The sequence below is a fragment of the Sphingomonas sp. MMS12-HWE2-04 genome, from assembly GCF_044881185.1.
GTDB lineage: Bacteria > Pseudomonadota > Alphaproteobacteria > Sphingomonadales > Sphingomonadaceae > Sphingomonas.
The window spans coordinates 2,893,507-2,917,349 of record NZ_CP173254.1 but is presented as its reverse complement, the minus strand read 5'-3'; the positions used below and the strand labels follow the sequence as shown (position 1 = coordinate 2,917,349).

At 66.4% G+C, this 23,843-nt stretch carries 17 protein-coding genes, 1 tRNA gene and 1 riboswitch; of the genes, 15 read left to right on the top strand and 3 right to left on the bottom strand.

What is annotated here, in order from left to right; genetic code table 11:
• Nucleotides 1–76 precede the first annotated feature (76 nt).
• The 4 genes from AB2M62_RS13495 (at nucleotide 77) to AB2M62_RS13480 (ending at nucleotide 6,819) form a co-directional block, all read left to right on the top strand.
• A complete protein-coding gene (locus AB2M62_RS13495) occupies nucleotides 77–754 on the top strand; it encodes a DUF1013 domain-containing protein (protein ID WP_404334523.1) in 678 nt (225 codons plus the stop codon).
• A gap of 224 nt (nucleotides 755–978) precedes the next feature.
• Nucleotides 979–2,163, top strand: coding sequence for an efflux RND transporter periplasmic adaptor subunit (locus AB2M62_RS13490; protein ID WP_404334521.1), 1,185 nt, complete (start codon nucleotides 979–981; stop codon nucleotides 2,161–2,163).
• A 4-nt stretch (nucleotides 2,164–2,167) separates the two neighbouring features.
• The gene (locus AB2M62_RS13485) at nucleotides 2,168–5,359 is read left to right on the top strand and encodes an efflux RND transporter permease subunit (RefSeq protein ID WP_404334519.1); all 3,192 of its coding nucleotides are present in this window, start codon (nucleotides 2,168–2,170) and stop codon (nucleotides 5,357–5,359) included.
• On the top strand, nucleotides 5,356–6,819 hold the full coding sequence (locus AB2M62_RS13480; protein ID WP_404334517.1) for an efflux transporter outer membrane subunit: 1,464 nt from the start codon (nucleotides 5,356–5,358) through the stop codon (nucleotides 6,817–6,819). Before AB2M62_RS13485 ends, AB2M62_RS13480 begins: the two co-directional genes overlap by 4 nt.
• 38 nt (nucleotides 6,820–6,857) lie before the next feature.
• Here the strand turns inward: AB2M62_RS13480 and metE are convergent, their stop codons facing one another.
• Nucleotides 6,858–9,146, bottom strand: a complete 2,289-nt coding sequence (gene metE, locus AB2M62_RS13475; protein ID WP_404334515.1) for a 5-methyltetrahydropteroyltriglutamate--homocysteine S-methyltransferase — start codon at nucleotides 9,144–9,146, stop codon at nucleotides 6,858–6,860.
• 107 nt (nucleotides 9,147–9,253) lie between these two features.
• A riboswitch (cobalamin riboswitch) is annotated at nucleotides 9,254–9,461 on the bottom strand.
• Between the two features lie 155 nt (nucleotides 9,462–9,616).
• Here metE and AB2M62_RS13470 point away from each other — a divergent pair.
• From AB2M62_RS13470 to AB2M62_RS13450, 5 genes are all read left to right on the top strand, one after another.
• On the top strand, nucleotides 9,617–10,228 hold the full coding sequence (locus tag AB2M62_RS13470; RefSeq protein ID WP_404334513.1) for a TetR/AcrR family transcriptional regulator: 612 nt from the start codon (nucleotides 9,617–9,619) through the stop codon (nucleotides 10,226–10,228).
• A gap of 531 nt (nucleotides 10,229–10,759) precedes the next feature.
• Nucleotides 10,760–11,170, top strand: coding sequence for a hypothetical protein (locus AB2M62_RS13465; RefSeq protein ID WP_404334511.1), 411 nt, complete (start codon nucleotides 10,760–10,762; stop codon nucleotides 11,168–11,170).
• Nucleotides 11,148–12,422 carry an efflux RND transporter periplasmic adaptor subunit gene (locus tag AB2M62_RS13460; RefSeq protein WP_404334509.1) on the top strand — a complete coding sequence of 425 codons (1,275 nt, stop codon included), beginning with the start codon at nucleotides 11,148–11,150 and terminating at the stop codon, nucleotides 12,420–12,422. The genes AB2M62_RS13465 and AB2M62_RS13460 overlap by 23 nt, the downstream gene beginning before the upstream one ends.
• A gap of 167 nt (nucleotides 12,423–12,589) precedes the next feature.
• Nucleotides 12,590–15,772, top strand: coding sequence for an efflux RND transporter permease subunit (locus tag AB2M62_RS13455; RefSeq protein ID WP_404334507.1), 3,183 nt, complete (start codon nucleotides 12,590–12,592; stop codon nucleotides 15,770–15,772).
• A 62-nt stretch (nucleotides 15,773–15,834) separates the two neighbouring features.
• Complete coding sequence (locus tag AB2M62_RS13450) at nucleotides 15,835–17,274, top strand: efflux transporter outer membrane subunit (protein ID WP_404334505.1); 1,440 nt, start codon at nucleotides 15,835–15,837, stop codon at nucleotides 17,272–17,274.
• Between the two features lie 17 nt (nucleotides 17,275–17,291).
• Here AB2M62_RS13450 and AB2M62_RS13445 read toward each other — a convergent pair whose 3' ends face one another.
• Nucleotides 17,292–18,545 carry a hypothetical protein gene (locus tag AB2M62_RS13445; protein WP_404334503.1) on the bottom strand — a complete coding sequence of 418 codons (1,254 nt, stop codon included), beginning with the start codon at nucleotides 18,543–18,545 and terminating at the stop codon, nucleotides 17,292–17,294.
• A 210-nt stretch (nucleotides 18,546–18,755) separates the two neighbouring features.
• Between AB2M62_RS13445 and AB2M62_RS13440 the strand changes: the two genes are divergently transcribed.
• Nucleotides 18,756–18,831, top strand: a tRNA-Thr gene (locus tag AB2M62_RS13440).
• A 224-nt stretch (nucleotides 18,832–19,055) separates the two neighbouring features.
• On the opposite strand, the gene AB2M62_RS13435 is transcribed toward AB2M62_RS13440, so the two are convergent.
• Nucleotides 19,056–19,952, bottom strand: a complete 897-nt coding sequence (locus tag AB2M62_RS13435) for a LysR family transcriptional regulator (protein WP_404334501.1) — start codon at nucleotides 19,950–19,952, stop codon at nucleotides 19,056–19,058.
• Between the two features lie 219 nt (nucleotides 19,953–20,171).
• Between AB2M62_RS13435 and AB2M62_RS13430 the strand changes: the two genes are divergently transcribed.
• From AB2M62_RS13430 to AB2M62_RS13410, 5 genes are read left to right on the top strand one after another with little or no spacing between them, the layout of a single operon-like run.
• Nucleotides 20,172–20,906 carry an SDR family NAD(P)-dependent oxidoreductase gene (locus AB2M62_RS13430; protein ID WP_404334499.1) on the top strand — a complete coding sequence of 245 codons (735 nt, stop codon included), beginning with the start codon at nucleotides 20,172–20,174 and terminating at the stop codon, nucleotides 20,904–20,906.
• 49 nt (nucleotides 20,907–20,955) lie between these two features.
• Nucleotides 20,956–21,708, top strand: coding sequence for an SDR family NAD(P)-dependent oxidoreductase (locus tag AB2M62_RS13425; protein ID WP_404334497.1), 753 nt, complete (start codon nucleotides 20,956–20,958; stop codon nucleotides 21,706–21,708).
• Between the two features lie 31 nt (nucleotides 21,709–21,739).
• Nucleotides 21,740–22,339, top strand: a complete 600-nt coding sequence (locus AB2M62_RS13420) for an NADPH-dependent F420 reductase (protein WP_404334496.1) — start codon at nucleotides 21,740–21,742, stop codon at nucleotides 22,337–22,339.
• A gap of 27 nt (nucleotides 22,340–22,366) precedes the next feature.
• On the top strand, nucleotides 22,367–22,819 hold the full coding sequence (locus AB2M62_RS13415) for a nuclear transport factor 2 family protein (RefSeq protein ID WP_404334494.1): 453 nt from the start codon (nucleotides 22,367–22,369) through the stop codon (nucleotides 22,817–22,819).
• Between the two features lie 42 nt (nucleotides 22,820–22,861).
• Nucleotides 22,862–23,494 (top strand): class I SAM-dependent methyltransferase, encoded by a 633-nt coding sequence (locus tag AB2M62_RS13410; protein ID WP_404334492.1) that lies wholly within the window; start codon nucleotides 22,862–22,864, stop codon nucleotides 23,492–23,494.
• Nucleotides 23,495–23,843 lie beyond the last annotated feature (349 nt).

Sequence of the window (23,843 nt, the reverse complement as noted above, 5' to 3'; positions counted from 1 at the left end):
CTCAAGCTTAGCAGTAAGTCGGTGCAATGACAGGCCGCCCGTGATGGGCGGCCCTTATTGTTTCTGGAGACGAAAAGTGGCCCAGCCGCTGATGCCGCACGCGACCGCTTCCTGGATGGTCGACAACACGTCGCTCTCGTTCGAGCAGATCGCCGAATTCTGTGGCCTCCACATCCTGGAAGTCCAGGCGATCGCCGACGACACCGCCGCGACCAAGCTCACCGGCCGCGATCCGGTGCGCGCGCACGAGCTGACGATGGACGAGATCGAGAAGGGTCAGGCCAATCCCGATTATCATTTGAAGATGCTCAAGGGGCCCGACCAGGTCCGCCGCACCAAGGGCCCGCGCTACACGCCGGTCTCGAAGCGCCAGGACAAGCCGGATGGCATCGCCTGGATCCTGCGCCATCACCCCGAAGTTTCGGACGGCGCGATCGGCAAGCTGATCGGTACCACCCGCACCACGATCGCCGCGATCCGCGACCGCACGCATTGGAACATCGCCAACATCGTGCCCAAGGACCCGGTGACGCTGGGGCTGTGCTCGCAGCGCGAGCTCGACGCGCTGGTTGCCAAGGCGGCCAAGGCCGCGGGCATCGAGGCGCCGACGGACACGCGTCTGGAAGGCGACCGCGAGGCGCTGATCACCCAGCTGCGCGCCGAGCGCGAGGCCGCCTCGCGCGTCGACGAGGCAGGCGAACCGATCTCGAACGCGCCGGTGGAACATACAGCCGAGACGCTGTTCCGCAGCTGATTCGTATCCGCCCTCTCCGTAGGCGAGGGGGTCAGGAGTGCCAGTAGAAAGGGCCGGGGCGATCCTCCGGCCCTTTCTTTGCCGCGCGTACCGGAACACCCTCATTTTCTACCGAGCGGAACAAAATAGCTTTACCTCCTCGATTTTCGCCGTCATTTGAAGCGCCCGCGTTTTGAATGATGCGGTGCCGCATGGATGTTGCGGCGCGGAAAAGGGGAAATTCGGTGAGGTTGTTGATCGCAGGGGTAGCTCTGGGCCTGCTTTCCGCGTGCGGCGGGGGGCAGCAGCAACAGGCTCCACCACCGCCCGAAGTCACCGTGGCGACTCCGCTCCAGCGCGACGTCGTCGATTGGGACGACTATACCGGTCGCTTCGTGGCGCCCGAGGACGTCGAGATCCGGCCGCGCGTCAACGGCGTGATCACGGCGGTGTATTTCCGCGACGGCCAGGACGTGCGCAGCGGCGAAGCGCTGCTCAAGATCGACGATCGCCCCTATCGTGCCGCGCTCGCCCAGGCGCAGGCGCAGGTCGCGCGCGCCCAGGCGGCGCTGACCAATGCGCGTGGCGTCACCGCGCGCAGCCGCCAGCTCGCTGCCGCCCAGGCCGTGAGCAAGGAAGAGCTCGAATCGAATATCGCGGCCGAGCGCACCGCCGCTGCCGACCTCGCCGCAGGCCGCGCCGCTGTCAGCAACGCCCAGCTCAACCTGGGCTTCACCACCGTCCGCGCGCCGTTCAGCGGCCGCATGTCGGATCGCAAGGTCAGCCTGGGCGACTCGGTCGCCGATGGCACGACCGTGCTCACCCGGATCGTCTCGCTCGATCCGATCTGGTTCGAGTTCGAAGGCGCCGAGGGCTTCTATCTGAAGAACCTCCGCCAGGCGCAGCGCGGCGAGCGCGGCTCCTCGCGCAGCACCGCCAACCCGATCGACATCCAGCTGGCCGATGAGAGCGAATATCGCTGGCACGGCAAGATGCAGTTCCTCGATAACGCGATCGATCCCAATTCGGGCACGATTCGCGCCCACGCCGTGGTGCCGAACCCGACGCGCTTCCTGACGCCGGGCATGTTCGGCCGCGCGCGGCTGATCGGATCGGGCACCTACAAGGCGATGCTGATCCCCGATGAGGCGATCGTGACCGATCAAACTCGGCGCCTGGTCTATGTCGTCGGGCAGGACGGCAAGACCGTGCCGCGCCCGGTCGAGGTGGGCGCCAAGGTTGACGGTCTGCGCATCGTTCGCGCCGGCCTGGCGCCGACGGATCTGGTGATCCTGGACGGCCTCGGCCGGCTCCAGCCCGGCGCACCGGTCAAGCCCAAGCGCAGCCAGATCAAGCCGCAGCCCGCCCAGCAGGCGGCGCCGAGCGAAACCATGCCCGAGCCCCAATCGGGCCAGGCGACGTCGCGGTGAAATCATGAAGTTTCCACACTTCTTCATCGAGCGGCCGATCTTCGCGGCGGTGCTGTCGATCCTGATCGTGATCGTCGGCGCCATCGCCTATCCGACGCTGCCGGTGGCGCAATATCCCAGCATCGCTCCGCCGACGGTGGTGGTGACTGCCAGCTATCCGGGCGCCAGCGCCGAGACGCTCGCCGAAACGGTCGCCGCGCCGCTGGAGCAGGCGATCAACGGCGTCGAGAACATGATTTACATGACCTCGTCGTCGACCGGCAACGGCCAGACCCAGGTCACGATCAGCTTCAAGCAGGGCACCAATGTCGACCAGGCGCAGGTGCTGGTGCAGAACCGCGTGGCGCAGGCCGAGCCGCGGCTGCCCGAGGACGTGCGCCGCATCGGCATCACGGTGAACAAGAACTCGCCCGACTTCCTGATGGTCGTGTTCTTCACTTCGCCCGATAACAGCCTCGATATCCCCTACATCTCGAATTACGTCACGTTGCAGGTGCTCGACCGCATCGCGCGCATCCCCGGCGTCGGCCAGGCGCAGGCGTTTGGCGGCCGCGACTATAACATGCGGATCTGGATCGATCCCGGCCTTGCCGCGGCGCGCGACATGACCGTCGACGAAGTCACTGCGGCGATCCGCGCGCAGAACGTGCAGGTCGCGGCCGGCTCGGTCGGCCAGCCGCCTTATGGCAAGGCGAGCCCCGCCTTCGAGCTGGGTGTCCAGGCCAAGGGCCGGCTGTCGTCGCCCGAAGAGTTCGGCCAGGTTATCCTCAAGCGCGACACGCAGGGCCGGCTGACCCGGCTGCGCGACGTCGCCCGTATCGAACTCGGCGCGCAGGATTACAGCTTCAACGGCTATCTCGGCGCCAAGCGCGCGGTCGGCATGGGCGTGTTCCAGATGCCCGGATCGAACGCACTCGAGACCGCCGACCGGATCAAGGCGGAGCTCAACACGCTCTCGAAGCAGTTCCCCGCGGGCATGAAATATTCGATCGATTACAACCCGACCGATTACATCGCCGAGTCGATCAGCGCAGTGGAGCACACGCTGGTCGAGGCGCTGGTGCTCGTCGTGCTGGTGGTGCTGATCTTCCTGCAGAGCTGGCGAACCGCGATCATCCCGATCATCGCGATCCCGATCTCGCTGGTCGGTGCCTTTGCGGTGCTGCTGGCCTTTGGCTATTCGCTCAACACGCTGTCGCTGTTCGGGCTGGTGCTCGCGATCGGCATCGTCGTCGACGACGCGATCGTCGTCGTCGAGAATGTCGAGCGATTGATGGAGGAGGAGCACCTCTCTCCGCGCGAGGCGGCGCACAAGACGATGGACGAAGTGTCGGGCGCGATCATTGCGATCGCGCTGGTGCTGGTCGGCGTGTTCGTGCCGACGATGTTCATCCCGGGCATTTCGGGTTCGTTCTACCAGCAGTTCGCGATGACGATCTCGTCGGCGACGCTGATCTCGGCGTTCGTCTCGCTGACGCTGTCGCCGGCGCTCTGCGCGCTGGTGCTCAAGGCGCCCGAGCACGGCAAGGCGCCGCCGGCCGGCTGGCGCGGCATCCCCGCGCGGGCGGGACGCACGTTCAACCGGGGCTTCGACTGGCTGTCGGACCGGTACAGCAAGCTCACCGCGCGGCTGATTCGGATGCTGCTGATGGTGTTCGTCGTCTATGCTGGGCTGATCCTGCTCGCGGGCTGGCGCTTTACTGCGACCCCGACGGGCTTCATCCCGCCACAGGACCAAGGCTATCTGATCGGCGTCGTCCAGCTGCCGCCGGGCTCGTCGCTGCAGCGCACCGACGCGGTGATCCGCCAGGCGATCGATGCGTCGATGAAGCTCGACGGCATCCAGACCTCGATCGGTTTTGCCGGCCTCGACGGCGCGAGCTTCTCGACCGCACCCAATGCCGGCGTGATCTTCTTCGCGCTGAAGCCGCACGCCGACCGCAAGCAGCATGCCGATGAGATCCAGCAGGCGCTGTATCCGGCGCTGGGCGCGATCAAGGGCGGCGACATCCTGGTGATCGCGCCCCCGCCCGTGCCGGGTATCGGCACCGGCGGCGGGTTCAAGATGATGATCGAGGACCGCAGCGGCCAGGGCTATCGCGCGCTGGCGCAGGCGGCGATGGGCATGATGATGCAGGCCAATCAGGCCGAGAGCGTCGCCGGCGCCTTCTCGACCTTCAACGTCGGCACGCCGCGCCTCAGCGCCGATATCGATCGCGAGCGTGCCGAGCGGATGGGCGTGCCGGTGTCGAACATCTTCTCGACGCTCGGCTCGTATCTCGGCTCCTCCTATGTCAACGACTTCAACTATCTGGGCCGCACCTTCCGGGTAACGGCGCAGGCAGATGCGCCCTATCGCGACGATCCGTCGGACATCCAGACGCTCAAGACGCGCTCGGCGTCGGGTGCGATGGTGCCGATGAGCTCGGTGATGGCGCTGAAGAACGATTCGGGCCCGTATCGCGTCGTGCGCTTCAACCTCTATCCCGCGGCCGAGCTGCAGGGCGATACCAAGAAGGGCTATTCGACCGGCCAGTCGCTCGCCGGGATGGAAGCGCTCGCCGCCAAGACGCTTCCCGCGGGGATGAGCTACGAATGGACGGAACTGGCGTTCCAGCAGAAGCAGGCGGGCAATACCGGCGCGCTGGCCTTTGGCCTGGCGGTGGTGTTCGTCTTCCTGCTGCTCGCCGCGCTCTATGAAAGCGTGGTGCTGCCGCTCGCGGTGATCCTGATCGTGCCGATGTGCCTGCTGGCCGCGATCATCGGGGTCAACGTGATGGGGCTGGACAACAATATCCTCACCCAGATCGGCCTAGTCGTGCTGATCGGCTTGGCCGCGAAGAACGCGATCCTGATCGTCGAGTTCGCGCGCCAGGGTGAGGATGAGGGGCTGAGCCCGCAGGATGCCGCGGAACGCGCCGCCCACCAGCGCATGCGCCCGATCCTGATGACGTCGATCGCGTTCATCCTCGGCGTGCTGCCGCTGGTGATCGCCAGCGGCGCCGCGGCCGAGCTGCGCCAGGCGCTGGGCGTCGCGGTGTTCTTCGGGATGATCGGCGTGACGATTTTCGGCCTGCTGTTCACGCCTGCTTTCTATGTGATCAGCCGCAAGCTCGGCGATTGGGTGAGTTCGAAGACGGCCAAGCTGCGGCGGCATCGCGAGCCCGAAGCCCCGGCACCGGAGGCAGCGGAATGAAGAAGCTTGCGATCCTCGCTGCCGCCGGACTGGTCTCGGCCTGTACGGTCGGCCCGAATTATGAGCGGCCCGAAACGCCGAAGGCCGGGGCGGGCGCCTTTGTCGACCCGGGTACGACCAAGGTCACGACCGGCGCCGTCGAGGGCGAATGGTGGCGGCTGTTCCGCGACCCCGTGCTCGACCGGCTCGTGGTCGACGCGCTGGCGCACAACACCGATGTCCGCGTCGCGGCGGCGAACCTCAAGCGTTCGCGCGCAGTGCTCTCCGAACAGCGCGGCGCACGGTTGCCGACCACCGATCTGAGCGCAGGCTATACCCGCAACCGCACCGGTACGGGCAGCCAGCCGTCGCTGGCGACCAGCATCCCGGCGGGAACCGCTGTGCCCGATGCGATCAATTACGACTTCTTCCAGGTCGGGTTCGATGCGTCCTACGAAATCGACTTGTTCGGCCGGGTGTCGCGCTCGATCGAGGCGGCACGCGGCGACGTCGCCGCGCAGCAGGCGGCGCTCGACGCGGCGCGGCTGTCGGTCGCCGCCGAAGTGGCGCGCAACTATGCCGGGGCGTGTGGCTATGCGCTGCAGGCGCAGGTCGCGCGCGAGACGGTCGATCTGCAGCGGCGCACGCTCGACCTTACCCAGCGGCTGTTCGATGCCGGGCGCGGGACGGTGCGCGACGTCGACCAGGCGCGCGTGCTCGCCGAAAGCGCGGCCGCACAAATCCCCGGGTTCGAGGCCGAGCGCCGCGCCTCGCTCTATGCGCTCGCGACGCTCACCGGGCGCGCGCCGGAGGAGATCGACGCCGACGCCGCCAAATGCACCGCACCGCCTAGCGTCGGCGGACTCATTCCGGTCGGCGACGGCCAGGCGCTGCTCGCACGGCGCCCCGATGTCCGCCAGGCCGAACGCAAGCTCGCCGCCGATACCGCGCGCGTCGGCGTGGCGACGGCCGCGCTCTATCCTTCGATCAGCCTCCTCGGTTCGGCGTCGCTAGGGTCGAGCAGTATCGAAGATTTGCCCAAGGGCTCGTCGTTCAGCTTCTCGCTCGGGCCCTTGATCAGCTGGAGCTTCCCCAACATGACCGTCGCGCGCTCGCGGGTGCGCCAGGCGGAGGCGACCGGTGAAGCCTCGCTCGCCAGCTTCGACGGCGCAGTGCTCACGGCGCTGCGTGAAGTCGAGCAGGCGCTGGCGCGTTATGCAGGTGAGCTCGACCGCAACGTTGCGCTGCGCCGCGCCGATGAAGCCGCGGCCAGCGCCGCGCGGATCGCCGGGCTGCGCTTCGAGGCAGGCCGCGACACGCTGCTCCAGCGCATCGATGCCGAGCGCGATCGTGCCACTGCGCGCGCTTCGCTGGCATCGTCCAGTGTTTCGCTTGCGCAGGCCCAGGTCGCGTTGTTCAAGGCGCTGGGCGGCGGCTGGGAAAATGCCCCCGCGGTCGAGCGCCGCGCGCCGGCCCAATGAAATAGACCCTCTCCCGCAAGCGGGAGAGGGTCGTCCGCTCACGCTGCGGCGCGGAGCGTTTCGGCTGCCTTCACCATCGCTACGATCGCCGGCTTCACTTCCTCCCAGCGCCGGGTCTTGAGCCCGCAATCGGGGTTCACCCAGAGCTGCTCGGGTGCCAGGTGCGCCTGGGCCAGCCGCATCAGTGCGACCATCTCGTCTTCCCCCGGCACGCGCGGCGCGTGGATGTCGTACACCCCAGGCCCGATCGCGGCGGGATAGCGATAGTCGGCAAAGCCCTCGAGCAGTTCCATCTGCGAGCGTGCGGTCTCGATCGAGATCACATCGGCATCCATCGCGCCGATCGCCGGCAGGATGTCGTTGAACTCCGAATAGCACATGTGCGTGTGGATCTGGGTGGCGTCGGCAACGCCGGACGCAGTGAGCCGGAAGCAATCGACCGCCCAGTCGAGATAGGCATCCCAGTCGTGACGACGCAACGGCAGGCCCTCGCGCAACGCGGCCTCGTCGATCTGGATCGCCTTGGCACCCGCGGCTTCGAGATCGAGCACCTCGTCGCGGATCGCGAGCGCAATCTGCCGGCACGAGGCCGCGCGCGGCTGGTCGTCGCGGACGAAGCTCCAATTGAGGATGGTCACCGGACCGGTGAGCATGCCCTTGACCGGACGCGCGGTGAGGCTCTGCGAATAGCGCCACCACTCGACGGTCATCGGCTGGGGGCGGGAGACATCGCCGTAGAGGATCGGCGGTCGCACGCAGCGCGAGCCATAGGACTGGACCCAGCCATTGACGGTGAAGGCGAAGCCTTCGAGCTGCTCGCCGAAATACTGGACCATGTCGTTGCGTTCGAACTCGCCGTGGACGAGCATGTCGAGCCCGACGTCCTCCTGCCAGGCGATCGTCCGGGCCGTCTCCTCGCGCAGGAAATCGGCATAATCGGCGGCCGAGAGGTTGCCGCGATTATGCTCGGCGCGGGCGTGGCGGACCTCGGCGGTCTGCGGGAACGAGCCGATCGTGGTGGTAGGGAAGGCGGGCAGACCGAGCGTGGCCTGTTGTGCCACTGCGCGGGCCGGATAGGCCGAGCGGCGCTCGCGCATATCGGCGCTGACCGCCGCGGCGCGTGCGGCGACGCGCGGATCGTGGATACGCGGGCTGACCTTGCGCGCCGAAGCTGCTGCCGAGGAGGCGGCGAGCGCCGCTGCGACGCTGTCCCGGCCTTCGTTGAGCGCACGCGCGAGAATCGCGAGTTCGTCGACCTTCTGGACCGCGAACGCCAGCCATTGCTTCACTTCGTCGTCCAGCTTGGGCTCGAGGGCGAGATCGACGGGGACGTGGAGCAGCGAGCAGGACGGCGCGAGAATCAGGTCGCGCTGCGCAGCGATCGGCTCGAGCCGATCGAGCAGGGCTTCGAGATCGGCGCGCCAGACGTTGCGGCCGTCGACCAGGCCGAGCGAGAGCAGCAGACCCTTGGGCGCCTTGGCGAGCAGGGCGTCGAGTTGGCCCGGCGCGCGGACCAAATCGACGTGCAGCCCGGCGACCGGCAGCGACGCGGCGAAGCCGAGATTGTCGTCGAGGCCGCCGAAATAGGTGGCGAGCATCAGCTTGGGGCCGCAGCGGGTGAGCTTGGCATAGGCGCGGGTAAGCGCACGCCGCTGCTGCTCGCTGAGATCGAGCACGAGCACGGGCTCGTCGATCTGCACCCATTGCGCGCCGGCATTGGCGAGCTGACCGAGGATCGCGGCGTAGAGGCCGAGGACTTCGTCGAGATAGTCGAACGGGTCGACGCCGCGGCCCTTGGCGAGGCTGAGCCAGGTCACCGGCCCGAGCAGCACCGGGCGGGTCTCATAGCCGAGCGCCTTGGCCTCGCGATATTCGTCGACGACCTTGGGCCGATTGAGTGCCAGCTTCTGTCCGGCGGTCAGCTCCGGAACCATGTAATGGTAGTTGGTGTCGAACCATTTGGTCATTTCGAGCGCGGTCTGGCCGCCATGGTTATGGCCGCAATCGCTCGTTTCTCCGCTGCCGCGGGCCATCGCGAAATAGGTGCCGAGATCGGCTTCTCCCGGCGCGGCGCCATAGCGTTCGGGCACGGCGCCGAGCATCACGCTTGTGTCGAGCACATGGTCGTAAAGCGAAAAGTCGTTGGAGGGCAGCCAATCGGCGCCGAGCGCCTTTTGCCGCGCCCAGGCGGCGGCGCGCAGCCCGGCGGCGGCATCGAGCAGCTCGGCTTCGCTTGCCTTGCCGGACCAATGGCGTTCGAGCGCGAACTTCAGCTCGCGGCGGGGCCCGATCCGTGGGAACCCCAGAGTAGCAACGGTAACAGTCATGGCCTTCATTCCCCGATGAGGGGGCGGGGGCCTGAAAGACGCGCACGAACGAAGCGCGGGCCGGATCGGACCGCGCATCGCGCAAGCGGCCGAACCGGGCACCCCGCCGGTGGACGTGCGTCAAAGGCAGGTCTCCTGGCTCGCGGGTCATAACGTCGGCCTGGCCTTCCCGGGCGGACCCCAGTGACACGTATCGGCCGCCGCTCGCCGCTCACAGTTGCGGGGGCAGCGCCGGAATTGGCCCGAGGGCCGCACCGGCTTCCCGTCTTAGCTCCACCGGAAATCCGATGGAGAACCTCGACGCCTTAAGCATCCCGGCTCGCAGCTTCGCGGTCAAGAGCTCATTTAAAGAATTCTTTATATCACATTTTGGCCGCATCCGGGGTGCATCCGGCGCGTTGGACGGTAATCGGTGACATCGCAAAGATGATACTGGATTTTTAGCAATTTAGGCTTATGTACCGATTGATATGAAAACGGCTTTCTGCCCGAGCGTGAAGGGACGACCCCGCGAGTTCTGCGTCGATGAGGCGTTGGCTGCGGCGTTGCGCGTCTTTTGGAGCAAGGGCTATGAGGGCGCCTCGCTGACCGATCTCACCGATGCGATGGGGATCACCCGGCCCAGCCTCTATGCCGCGTTCGGCAACAAGGAGGCATTGTTCCGCAAGGCCTTGGACCTCTACGAGCGCGAGAAGCTGGCCTATATGGCGCAGGCGCTCGATGCGCCGACGGCGCGCGGGGTGGCTGAGCGGCTGCTGCGCGGAGCGCTGCAGATGCAGGCCAGCGATTGCGAGCCCAAGGGATGCCTGCGCGTGATCAGTTCGGTCGCGTGCGGAGTCGAAGCCGAGTCGATCCGTGCCGAAGTCATCATGCGCCGCCAGTCGTCGTCGGACGCGCTGGTCAAGCGCTTCGAGCGCGCCCAGGCCGAAGGCGACCTGCCCGAGACGATGAGCGCCGAGGGCATGGCGGGGTATCTCGCCGCGCTGCTCCAGGGGTTTTCGCTCCAGGCCGGGGCGGGAGCGAGCCGCGAGGAGCTCGAGCGGCTGGTCGAAACCAGCCTGGCCGTCTGGCCGACGCGCTGATCCAGTCGGGCTAAGTCGTACGCGTATCGTGCCTCCCGGTGTTGGCCGGGCTCACCGTTTTGGCGGCCCGCTGTATCTCGGCGCAAGGCCGGGAGGATGGCGCGGGGTTTGGCCGCGCCGTCGCAATTTCATTACGCCGCCACATCGGCCCTCGACAAAATAATACCGGCCAGTATAAAAAACGCTTGACGCAACGCAGCACGATTTCTATACCAGTCGGTATGGAATGGGTTTGCGCCTCGGAAGTCGGCGCAACCTTCTTGGGGAAGGTACGCTGCATGGTTCAGCTCCGTCAGAAACGAGAACGCGCCGGGCGCTGAGCCCGGCACGGCATTCAACAGCATAGCGAGGAATGACGTCCGCGGCCCGCCGCAGGCGCGGTCTTCGGCCGAACTCGGCGAGATCATGGGCTCCGCATGCCGCGGCGCCGATGCTCCCGCACGACCGCAAACCAAGGCAGCCGGCGGCGAGAGGACCGCTCCGGGCGCGCAGAGGCGCGCCTGCGGCCTGCCGAAAGAAGGGAGACGACTAATGGCCTATCTGAATTTCTCGCCGCTCCAGGGCAGCCCGGTCGCTCCTCCGATGGACCTTGCCGAGCGCCCGCGCACCGGTTTCTCCGCACTCGAATGGCAAGTCGTCGCGATCGCGCAAGGCGACCGGATCGGCTCGCTCAGCGCGCCGGGCAAACTGTCGGTGGCGCTGGGCATGATTTTTGGCGGGCAGCGGCCCAATCCCAAGCTCGCCGATCCGCGGCTCGAAGCGCTGCGCCGCATCGCGGTGCTCGCCTGGCACAAGGGCTACACGCTGCCGCTTTCCGAGATCCGCGCCTTCCACGCAGCGGGCTTCACGCCCGAACAATATGAAACGTTGCTCGCCAGCATCAGCCGTGGCCGGGCAGCCCGCAATCAGGGAAATCGACATGAACATGATCTCGCCCATTGAGACCAATGAGTCCGCGACGCGGCCCGAAAACGGCCATGGCCGGTTCGGCAGCATGAAGCGCTGGCAGCGCGGCGGCCTGATCGCGCTGCCGCTGGTGCTGATTGCGGTGGGCGTCGGCTTCGCCAACCATGAGACGCCGGCGCTCGCCGCGCCCCCGCCGCCCACCGTCACCGTCGCCCAGCCGCTGGTGCGCGAGATCAACGAATGGGACGATTATGTCGGCCGCTTCGAGCCCAGCCGCACGGTCGAGGTGCGTCCGCGCGTCTCGGGCGCGATCACCGGCGTTCACTTCACCGACGGCGCGATCGTGCAGAAGGGCCAGCTGCTCTTCTCGATTGACCAGCGCCCGTTCGCGGCGGCTTTGGCCGAGGCGCGTGCCGGCCTCGCCACCGCGCAGAGCGACCTCGCGCTCGCCCAGTCCGATCTCGGCCGCGCGCAGCGGCTGGTCGCGGTCGAGGCGGTGTCGAAGAGCGATGTCGAGCGGCTCCAGGCCCGCGTCCGTGCTGCGGGCGCTTCGGTTGCCGCTGCCCAGGCGCGCGTCCGTGCCCGCGCGCTCGATATCGAATTCACCCAGGTCCGCGCGCCGATCGCCGGCCGCATCTCGGACCGCAAGGTCGATGCCGGCAACCTCGTCGCCGCCGGCGAAGGGCAGGGCGGCTCGCTGCTGACCACGATCAACGCGCTCGATCCGATCTACTTTGCGTTCGACGGTTCGGAGGCGCTGTTCCTCAAGACCAAGCGCGCGCAGGCAGAGGGCGGCAAGGCCTCGCCGGTGGAGATCCGTCTCCAGGACGAGACCGATTATCGCTGGCAGGGTGCGCTCGACTTCACCGACAACGGGCTCGATCCCAAGTCGGGGACGATCCGCGGCCGCGCGGTGCTTCACAATCCGGGGATGTTCCTCACCCCCGGCATGTTCGGCAACATGCGGCTCTCGGCCGGCGGCACCGCCACCGCGCTGATGATCCCGGATTCGGCGATCGGCACCGATCAGGCGCGCAAGATCGTGATGACGGTGGGCAAGGACGGGTCGCTCCAGCCCAAGCCGGTGACGCTCGGGCCCGTCGTGGACGGCCTGCGCGTCGTCCGCTCTGGCCTCACCCCGCAGGATCGCGTCGTCCTCGCCGGCGGCCAGATGTCGCCGCCGGGGAGCAAGGTCCAGGTCAAGCCGGGCAAGATCGCGCCCCAGGCGCTTGCCGAAGCGCCGGTCGTATCGGCTCCGGTCACGGGCGAAGCCACCTTCGCGCGTTGACCGACCTGCCGCCGGGCGGTCCCCAAGTGCCCGGCGGCAGGACCCTTTTCCTTCGTTCGGCCTGAGCTTGTCGAAGGGTGCGTCGCCGCGGAGACCAGCCCGGGCGACGCCCTTCGACCAGCTCAGGGCAGACGGATTTCGAACCCCCTCTAGCGAGGAGTAGGCCCATGCGCCTCTCGCGTTTCTTCATCACGCGCCCGATCTTCGCCGCGGTCATCGCAGTGGTGATCACCATCATCGGCGCGATCGCCTATCTCGCCCTGCCGATTTCGCAATATCCCGACATCGTCCCGCCGACGGTGACGGTCACTGCCGGCTATCCCGGCGCCTCGGCCGAAACGGTGGCCGAGACGGTCGCCGCACCGATCGAGCAGGAGATCAACGGCGTCGACGACATGCTCTACCAGTCGTCGCAATCGACCGGCGACGGCAACGTCACGATCACCGTGACCTTCAAATCGGGCACCAACCTCGATGCCGCGCAGGTGCTGGTGCAAAACCGCGTCGCGGTCGCCGTGCCACGGCTTCCCGAGGAAGTGCAGCGCCTCGGCGTCGTTACCCGGAAGACCACGCCGGACTTCCTCATGGTGGTCAACCTGATCTCGCCCGACAATTCAGTCGATCGCAGCTACATCTCCAACTATGCGCTCACCCAGGTGAAGGATCGCCTCGCGCGCATCGAAGGCGTCGGCGACGTTCGCATGTTCGGCGCGCGCGATTATGCGATGCGCGTGTGGATCGATCCGGGCCGCGCCGCGGCGCTCGATCTCACCGCCGGTGACATCGTGCAGGCACTGCGTGCGCAGAACATCCAGGTCGCCGCGGGCACGCTCGGCCAGCCGGGCTCGACGCCTGGCGGCAACGCCTTCCAGCTCAACGTCGAGACGCAGGGCCGTCTGAAGGATCCGAGCGAATTCGGCCAGGTCGTAGTGCGCACCGATGCCGACGGCCGTCAGGTGCGCGTCAGCGATGTCGCACGCGTCGAGCTCGGCGCGGCGGACTATTCGTCGAATACCTATCTCTCGAACAAGCCCACCGTGATCCTTGGCGTCTTCCAGCGTCCGGGCTCGAATGCGCTCGCCGCGGCGACGAATGTCGAGAACGAGCTCAAGGCGATGTCGAAGAACTTCCCCAAGGGGCTCGAATATCGCGTCATCTACAACCCGACCGAGTTCATTTCTCAGTCGATCGACGCGGTCTATCACACGCTGGGCGAAGCGATCCTGCTCGTCGTGCTCGTCGTTATCGTGTTCCTGCAAAAGTGGCGGGCGGCAATCATCCCGGTGGTCGCGATTCCGGTCTCGCTGATCGGCACGATGGCGGTGCTGCTGCCGCTCGGCTATTCGCTCAACAACCTCTCGCTGTTCGGCCTGGTGCTGGCGATCGGCATCGTCGTCGACGACGCGATCGTCGTGGTCGAGAATGTCGAGCGCAATCTGACGCGGGGGATGACGCCGCTCGAGGCGGCGCGAACCTCGATGGACGAAGTCTCCGGCGCGCTCGTCGCGATCGTGCTGGTGCTGCTCGCGGTGTTCCTGCCGACCTTGTTCCTCAACGGTCTGTCGGGCGCCTTCTACAAGCAGTTCGCAGTGACGATCTCGGCGGCGACGGCGATCTCGCTGCTCGTCTCGCTGACGCTGTCACCCGCGCTCGCCGCAGTCCTGCTCAAGGGGCATGAAGGCGAACCCAAGGGGTCGATCGGACGATGGGCCCACCGCGCTGCCGAGGCGTTCAACCGCGGCTTCGAGCGGATGAGCAATGGCTATGCGCGGCTGACCCGCGTGCTGGTCACGCGGCCCAAGCGGATGATGGTCGCCTATGCCGGCCTTATCGCGGCGACGATCGCCATGTTTTGGGCGACTCCGGTGGGCTTCATCCCGGCACAGGATCAGGGCTATTTCCTCACCGTGATCCAGCTGCCTCCGGGCTCGTCGCTGGAGCGCACCGACGAAGTGATGCGCAAGGTCGTCGCGCGCATCCTCCCCATTCCGGGGGTCAAGGGCTCGGTGATGCTCGCCGGCTTCGACGGTCCGTCGCAGACGCTCGCTCCGAACAGCGCCGCTGCCTATGTGCCGCTGCTGTCGTTCGAAGAGCGCAAGAAGCTCGGGGTCAGCTATGCCCAGATCATGGACGAGGCGCGCAAGCGGACTGCGGACATCAACGAGGCGATGCTGCTCGTCGTCCCCCCGCCGCTGATCCAGGGCATCGGTTCGGCCGGCGGCTATCGGATGATGGTCGAGGACCGCGGCGAGCATGGCTATCAGGATCTAGGCAAGACCGCCTTCGGGCTGATCGGCCAGGCCAACCAGACTCCCGGCCTCAAGCAGATCTACACCTTCTTCAACACTGCCACGCCGCGCGTCTTCGCCGATATCGATCGCCGCAAGGCCAACATGCTCGGCGTGCCGCCGGAGCGGGTGTTTGAGGCGCTCAACGTCTATCTCGGCTCGACCTTCGTCAACGACTTCAACATGCTCGGCCGCACCTATCGCGTGACCGCCCAGGCAGATGCACCGTTCCGCGCGACCGAGGCGGACATCGCCAACCTCAAGACCCGCTCGAACTCCGGCGCGATGGTGCCGATCGGTTCGGTCGCGACCTTCGAGAACAAGACCGGGCCGTATCGCGTGACGCGCTACAATCTGTTCCCGGCGGTCGAAGTCGATGGCGATACCGCGCCGGGCTACAGCTCGGGGGCGTCGCTGGACACGATGGAGAAGCTCGCCAGCCAGCTGCCGCCCGGCTACAACGCCGAGTGGACGGGCATCGCCTATCAGCAGAAGATGGCGGGAAGCACCGCTGGCCTGGTGTTCGGATTGGCCGTGCTGTTCGTCTTCCTGGTGCTGGCGGCGCAATATGAGAGCCTGACGCTGCCGCTGGCGATCATCCTGATCGTGCCGATGTGTCTGCTCGCGGCCATGGCCGGCGTGAACCTGCGGGGCATGGACAACAATGTCCTCACCCAGATCGGCCTGGTCGTGCTGATCGCGCTTGCCGCCAAGAACGCGATCCTGGTGGTCGAGTTCGCCCAGCAGGCCGAGGCGCAGGACGGGCTCAGCCCGGTCGAGGCCGCGGTGCGTGCCGCGCAAGACCGTCTGCGGCCGATCCTGATGACTTCGTTCGCGTTCATCCTCGGCGCCGTGCCACTGCTGATCGCGAGCGGCGCGGGTGCCGAACTCCGCCAGGCGCTGGGCACCGCGGTGTTCTTCGGAATGATGGGCGTGACCGGCTTCGGCCTGCTCTTCACCCCGACCTTCTACGTCGTCTGCCGCGGGCTTGGACAGCGTCTCGCGCGCAGGCGGCGTGGATTGGGCGAGGCGCACGCGCCCGTGCTCCAGCCCGCCGAATAACGACCTCGCTCTGTAACCCCGCGCTTTCGGCACCCGTCGCAAGCGCGGGGAGGAGAAATGCAATGACCACGTATCGCATCATTCTCGCCACCGCTTCGGCATTGGCGCTTGCCGCCTGCGCCGCCGGCCCCAATTATGTCGCCCCCGTCCATCCGCAGGCCGCCGCGGGATCGTTCGTAGCGACCAGCGCGGCGGTGACGCCCGAGCCGGTGCAAGGCGATTGGTGGCGGCTCTATGACGACCCGGTGCTCGACGGCCTGGTCGCCGATGCGCTTGCTGCCAACACCGACATCCGCGTCGCGGTGGCGCGGATCGAGAAGGCACGCGCCGGGCTGCGTGGCGCTCGGGCCGATCGGTTGCCCCAGGCCAGTGTCGGCGCCAGCGGCAATTACGGGCGCCTGCCCGAGGGCCAGCGCCCCGCCGGCGCCGCGCGCGAGGACTGGCAGATCGATGCCGGGCTCGATGTCTCCTACGAAGTCGATCTGTTTGGCCGAGTGCGCCGCGGCGTCGAGGCGGCACGCGGCGATTATGCCGCGGCGCAGGCCGATGCCGACGCCGTTCGGGTGATCGTCGCAGCGGACACTGCGCGCGCCTATGCCGATGCCGCCTCGTCGGGCGAACGGCTTGCCGTGGCGCGGCATATCGTCACGCTGCTCGATCAGTCGCTCGACCTGACCGAGCGCCGCCGCAATGTCGGGCTCGCAACTCGGCTCGATACCGCGCGGATCGCCGCGCTGCGCAACCAGCGCCTGGCCGAAGTGCCTTCGCTGGAGGCAGCGCGCGACGCTGCGCTGTTCCGCCTGGCGACGCTCACCGGGCGCAGCCCCGCCGAGCTGCCCGATACCGCGAAGGCGCGCAGCGCGACGCTGCGGCTCGCCAAGCCGATCCCGGTCGGCGACGGCGCGGCGCTGCTCGCGCGGCGGCCCGACGTTCGCGCCGCCGAACGCCGCCTCGCTGCCGACACGGCGCGGATCGGGGTGGCGACCGCCGACCTCTATCCGCGCATCTCGCTGGGGGGCTCGGTGGGCTCCACCGGGACGGATATCGGCGACGTCTTCGGCGCCGGGCCGCTGCGCTGGCTGCTCGGCGGATTGCTCAATTGGGCGGTCAATCCCGAACCGGCGCGCGCGCGCGTCCAGGCGGCCGAGGCCGACACCCAGGCGGCGCTCGCCACGTTCGACGGCACCGTGCTGCGCGCGCTCCAGGAAACCGAGACGGCGCTGTCGGCCTATGCCCATGCACTCGATCGGCGCACGGCGCTCCAGGCGGCGAACAACGAGGCCGAGGCAGCGGCGAACATCGCGCGGGCGCGTCAGCGCGAGGGCGATATCGACACATTGCAATTGCTCGATGCTGAGCGCACCTTTGCGGACGCCCAGGCGCAGCTCGCCCAAGCCGATGCAGCGATCGCGGAGACGCAGGTGGACCTGTTCCGCGCGCTCGGAGGGGGGTGGCAGAACGCGCCGGCAGTGGCGGCTCGGGGCGTCGGCACCCCGAGCTGAAGCCGGCGTTCAGACCGTCAGGCCGCCGCCTTGCGGATCGCGCGTTCGGTGAGCGACTGGTCGTCCTCGAAGCGCGCGACGATATCGAGCCCTTCGCGGCCGGCGCGGGCGAGCAGCACGACGAACTCGTCGCCGCATGCGTCGATCTGGACATGGCCCAGCGGCGGGCGGCTGCGCAGTTCCTCGGCGGCGCGCTGGAACACGTCCTTGCGCGGCGTCGGGCGGCGTAGCTCGCGCTCGGCCTTTACCACGCCCTTGATCCCGCCCTCGACCATGTCGAGGAAGCCCTCGAGCCCGCCGAGCGGCAGCAGGATGCGGCGGGCATGGCCGAGCACTGCGGCGAATTCGGTGACCCGCGTCTTGTCATAGTCGGCACCGAAGACCAGCTTGACCACCGGCGTCATCGGCGCGCGCGCCTGGACGGTGAGCCCGGCATCGGCGAGCAGCTCGGCATAGCCCGCGGCATCGCCTTCGGCGACGCACAGGAAATCATAGGCGCGGCCGAGCGCGCGATAGAGCGCGGCGCGGCTGCGATTGTCCAATTCGGTGACGGCGGCGGCCAATTCGCGCGCGGCGTGCAGCCGGTCGGCCAGGCTGGCGTCGGCAGTGAGCGTGGCGCCATCGACATCGGCCGAGTCGAATCCGGCGCTGGGGCCGTCGGCCCAGATCGCGGCGACCGCCGGGGCAGGGGTGCCGCGGCGCGATTCGGCGATCTCGGCGTGGATCCGTGCCTCGGTCTCGGCGTCGACCAGCTCCTTCCAGTTGATCACGCCATAGATGAAATCGATGCCGTCCGAATCGGACGAGAAGGGCATCAGGATGCCGCGATAGAGCGTGTTGTGCCCGCGCTGCCCGACGAACTCGGCCTCGAAGCCTATTGGCGCGCGATTGGCGATGATCTGGAGATAATGGTCGGTCAGTCGCGAGAGCAGCGAGCGAGTGGGGACCTGGGCGACATGGGTGATCGAGCGATCGACGCCGCATTCCTCGCGCAAGGCGCGGCCGAGATAGCGGATCGACGGGCTGTCGACGCCCTTGGAGAAGTCGAGCAGCACGCTGTGCGGTCCGAAATCGGCGATATTGTCGGGATCGAGGTCTTCGATCGAGGGATAGGCGCGGCCATGGAGCAGCGACACCCAGTGGTTATAGGCGCGCACGTGCATCCGCCGCTCGTCGCTGCCGATCTCGTAGGCGGGATCCGGGGCGGCATCGTGGGCGTCGCCCTCGGGCTCGAAGTCCATCGGATCGTTGAGGCCGCGGGCCATATCCATGCGCGTGCTCCACTCGCGGGCGACGTGCCCGGCATTCTGAACCCCGCTTGTGCACCCGCCGTGGTAAACAGCGCGTAAAGCCCATGGGCTCCGTATCAATGCGGAAGCGGCGACGATGGGGCCGCAAGCAAATCGCAACGCTTGCCAGCTAGGAATCATGCTGGTAAGCGCGCCGCTCTCGACGAGACGCACGCGCTTCGTCAGGTGTCGGCCGCTTTAGCTCAGCTGGTAGAGCATCGCATTCGTAATGCGGGGGTCACAGGTTCGAGTCCTGTAAGCGGCACCATAGCTTTCAGTAGGAAACTCCGGAACTTGCTGGCGAAAGCTCGTACGGCTGGGTGGGCGCTTGGGTCCTGCTTGGGGCGCCTTTGTTCGGAACGACCGCTCCGACCCACGCTACATCTGTTCAAGTCAGAAGCCCCAAGCCTCCAACAGAACGTGCGTTTCAGCGCTGTTGTGCAGGTAGCGATTCTGGAGCAGCTTGCCACGTGGGCGAATTGCCGATCCTTGTTAGTCTTGCGGCGACGACAAGCCTGCCAGAAGCGGCGCGTGGCCGGCGAGGCGGCCGGATGCGAATTCCATAAAGAGCCGCACGCGCTTGGTCTTGCGCGTCTCGCCCTGGGAAAGCAGCCACAACGTTCCATACATATGAAGATCGCTCCCGGGCACTCTCGCCAACTTCGCATCGGCATCACCGACAAAGCATGGCAGCGCCGCGATACCGAGCCCTTGCCGTACGGCGACGATCTGTGCCGCCGCATCCGTTGTCTTGAACGGAACTGCCGTTGTCGGAATGTCACCCGGGCTAGCCCAGTCCGGAATGCCGTGCATACTGATGACAATCCACCGCATCGGGTCAGGCAGGCCCGCATGCCAGGAATCCAGTCGGTCGCGTGACATGTAGATGCCGCCGTACAACTCCGGTCCCATGAGCCCGTGCAGATTGAGCGGCAGGGTTTCGCGATCATAGACGACACGGATCGCCACGTCGGCTTCCCGGTTGGTCAAGTTGGCAAGCTCGCCGGACGTCAGAACGTCCATCTCAATGTCAGGATTTGCCCTCGCGAAATCGGCGAAGTCCGGCATGAGCAGATGTGTCGCCAGGATCGGTGTCAGCGTGACTCGCAAGAGCCCATGGGCGCTCTGATCGCGCCCGAACACCCGCGTTTCCAGTTGATGCGCTGACGCTTCCATCTGTTTCGCGAGCTCGAGGACCTCCTCGCCAGCTTCCGTCATGCGGTAGCCCGACGGCAGCTTTTCGAACATCAGCGCGCCAAGGCGTTGCTCGAGTTGGGCGATGCGGCGCAGAACGGTCGCGTGGTTCACGCCGAGACGCTTGGCGGCGGCTCGCACCGAGCCTTCTCGCGCGGCGGCGAGAAAATAGCGAACGTCATCCCAGTCGATCATGGTGCATTCCCGCGCCGCCAATCGGGCCTTTGAAGCTTGCTATAGCATAAGCAGGTCTGTTGCACGCGGTCGCTGCGACTCTCGATTCCACAATTGGATCGATTTTGCACCACCGATGTGCACGATTATGCACTCACAGCTCCACCTTGGCCGGCCCATGTTGAGGCTCTTCGGGGACGTTCCCGCACAACCGATTATCCGAAACGAAGGATGGGCGACATGACAAGATTGAACGGAAAGACCGCCGTCATCACCGGCGGCGCGACGGGCATCGGCTTGGCCGCGGCGAAGCGCTTCATCGAAGAGGGCGCGTTCGTCTTCCTCTTTGGCCGCCGGCAGGACGCGCTCGACGCCGCCGTGGCCGAGCTTGGTGAAAACGCCCGCGCGGTGCGGGGCTCGGTCTCGGACGAGGCCGACCTCGACCAACTCTATGCGGCGGTGAAGGCCGAGCGCGGAACCCTTGACATCGTCTTCGCCAATGCCGGCGTGGGAAGCCCGCTCAAGCTCGGCGAGATCACCGCCGAGCACATCGACGAAACGTTCGGCGTCAATGTGAAGGGCACGATCTTCACCGTCCAGAAGGCGGTGCCGCTGATGGGCGAAGGTGGTTCGATCATCCTGACCGGTTCGAGCGCGGGCACCACGGGCGCCCCGGCGTTCACCGCCTACAGCGCCAGTAAGGCGGCGGTCCGCAATCTTGCGCGGACCTGGGTGGAGGATTTGAAGGGCACCGGCATCCGCGTCAACATCCTGTCGCCCGGCGCGATAGCGACCGAACTCGCGACGACTGCGCTCGGCGAGGAGGGCGTGAAGGCCTACGGCGCGATGACCGGGTTTCAGCGCATGGGCGATCCGGCAGAGCTCGGCGCAGCAGCAGCCTTTCTCGCTTCGACCGACAGCAGCTTCATGACCGGCAGCGAAGTCGCCGTCGACGGCGGCCTCGCGCAGATCTGAATCGCCGCACGGCCTCCTGCGAGGGTCGCGCACAGCAAGGATACCCATCATGAAAAGACTTGAAGGCAAAATCGCCGTCATCACCGGCGGCAGCAGCGGGATCGGCTTGGCTACGGCAAAGCGCTTCGTGGAAGAAGGCGCGCACGTCGTGATCACCGGACGACGCGAGAAAGAGCTGCAGGAAGCTGCTGCCGTCATCGAAGAAAATGTCACGACCGTTATCGGCGACGTGTCGCGCCTGGATGATCTGGACCGGCTCTATGCTGTCGTGAAAGAAAAGCACGGCCACATCGACATTCTGTTCGCGAACGCCGGCGCGGGAACGATCGCTACGCTCGAAGCGGCGACGGAAGCGCATTTCGACCAGACGTTCGACGTGAACGTGAAAGGGCTGTTCTTCACGGTGCAGAAAGCCCTTCCGCTCTTCCGGGACGGCGGCTCGATCATCCTGACATCGTCGGTCTCGAACGTAATGGGGCTACCCGGGTTCAGCGCCTACGCTGCGAGCAAGGCAGCTGTCCGCAACTTCGCGCGCGCCTGGACGCTGGAGCTGAAGGACCGCAAGATCCGAGTGAACACGATGAGCCCGGGTCCGATCGACACCCCCGCTCTCGCGACAACGACGGGCCTCACGCCCGAACAAGCCGAGCGAGCGGCCGCCCAATTTGCATCGCAGATCCCGATGGGCCGCCGGGGCGAGCCCGAGGAAATTGCGGCTGCCGTCGTCTTCCTCGCGTCCGAGGAAAGCTCGTTCGTCACCGGCGTCGATCTCGCCGTCGATGGCGGGCTGGCGCAAGTCTGAGCTTAACCTCAATCACGATCGGAGAAACATCATGAGCTACGCAATCATCGGCTTCGGCGAGATCGGTCAGACCCTGGCCAGGGCATTTGCCCGCAGCGGCATCGAGGTGTCCGTCGCAACAACGCGCGACCCGAAGAGCTTCGCGGCAGCCGCGGCGGCGATCGGGCCCGGAATTGTGCCCGATACGCTGGCGAACGCCGTCCAAGCTGACGTGATCTTCCTGGCCGTCCGGTTCCAGCAGCATTCCGAGGTCGCGAAGGCACTGCCCGATTGGCAGGGCAAGATCATCGTCGATGTGACCAATGCCTATGGTGTGCCCGAGGAAGAGCTAGGCGGGCAGCCGTCCGCGAAGGTCGTCGCGCAGGCCTTTGCCGGGGGCAGGGTGGTCAAGGGCTTCAACCATCTGGTCGCGAAGGTTCTCGACCAAGACCCCACCGTGCATGGCGGCAAGCGTGTCGTGTTCCTGACGAGCGACGACGACGATGCGGCAACGGCCATCGGTGCGGTTGCGGAAAAGCTCGGCTTTGCGCCGATCCAGCTTGGCGGGCTTTCTGAAGGTGGCCTGCTTGTGCAGGCGCACGGGAATAGCTGGGGCCGCCTGATCTTCAAGGATTTGGTCAAGTTCGACTGACATCGCGCAAGGAAAGGAGAGAATTCCATGAGCATCGAAGAGAGCATCCAAACCGTGAAAGCCTTCCTCGCCGCGCTCGGCGGCGGCGACAGGAAGGCTCTGCTCGCGCTGGTTGCCGAAGACATTGAGTGGATCATTCCGGGCAAGGACTGGCCGCTGGCTGGAACCTACCGCGGACATGCGGGCTTGGTGGATTTGCTCGAAAAGGCATCCAGCTCCGTTGAGACGTCCACCGAACCACGGGAGTTCGTGGCGCAGGGAGACAAGGTTCTGGTGATTGGCTCTGCGAGCGGGAGGATCAAAGCCACGAATACGACGTTCGAGGACGACTGGATCTTCGCTATCACGGTTGAAGACGGCAAAATTGCGAGGATCCGGGAGTATGTCGACACACAGGCATTAGCGCGCGCCGCTATGGGCTTGCGGCCTGAAAATGCGGCAGATTCGCCCGACGATCGCAGTGATTTGCGGGCGTCATGAAAGCGCTTTCGCGCATTGCACGATCTGACACAGGAGCTGACGATGTACGATCAAGCCACCCAATCCGAGCTGATCCGGTTCGCGCGCATCGATGCGGGCTCCACTATCATCGACGTTTACCCGGGCGAGGGCGACTGGACGCGTTTGTTCTCCGACATCGTGGGCGCTGAAGGCAAAGTCTACAGCTTCGTGCCGGCCGAAGTGGCCGACTTCAAGAACGATCCCGTTGGCCAGATGCGTGCGCTTGCGAGCGAGCCGGGCCGAGAAAATGTCGAAGCCGTTTCGGCTGATCTCGCAGCGATGCCGGAGGTTACGCAGCCGGCGGATGTCATATGGCTGCACCTTTTCTACCACGATCTCCATACCAAGCTCATCCAGGCCAAGGGCGCGACCGCGGCCGCCTTCAACCGAGCCGTCTTCGAGCGGTTGAAGCCCGGCGGGCGCTACGTCATTGTGGACCACGCTGCTGCGACGGGTTCAGGAACGAGCGATACGCAATCGCTGCACCGGATCGACCCAGCATCCGCCCGCGCGGAGGTGGAAGCGGCCGGCTTCATTCTGGACGCGGAAAGCAATTTGCTCGCCAGACCGGCCGATCGGCATGCGGTGAAAGTGTTTGATCCCTCGATCAAGGGCGAAACCGATCGCTTTGTTTACCGGTTCGTTAAGCCCTGACGGGAGCCTGCGCCTAAAAGGCGTGATTGAGCTCTGACGGCTGTCGTTCCGCCTCTAAAGATGTCTTCGACGGGCGCCTCTTCACCCAGTCGTTTAAAGAAGTGCGCATCGGCCAACACGGCAAGCTTGCGGACGTGACGCTCATGTTCGTCCATGCCGAGGCAAAGGGGTCGTCTTCGACTCGGAAGACAAGGCAGCTTCTGAAGTTGATTGCGCCAAATGGACGTTGCTTCTCTTGCGTCTTAACCGTGGGTGCGGGTATAAAGGACACAGGTTGGAGAGTGGGACTCCTGACCTGAGGACAGTGGAAGCGGCAAAGCTGCTTTAGGCGCGAGCAAGAGCTCATCCC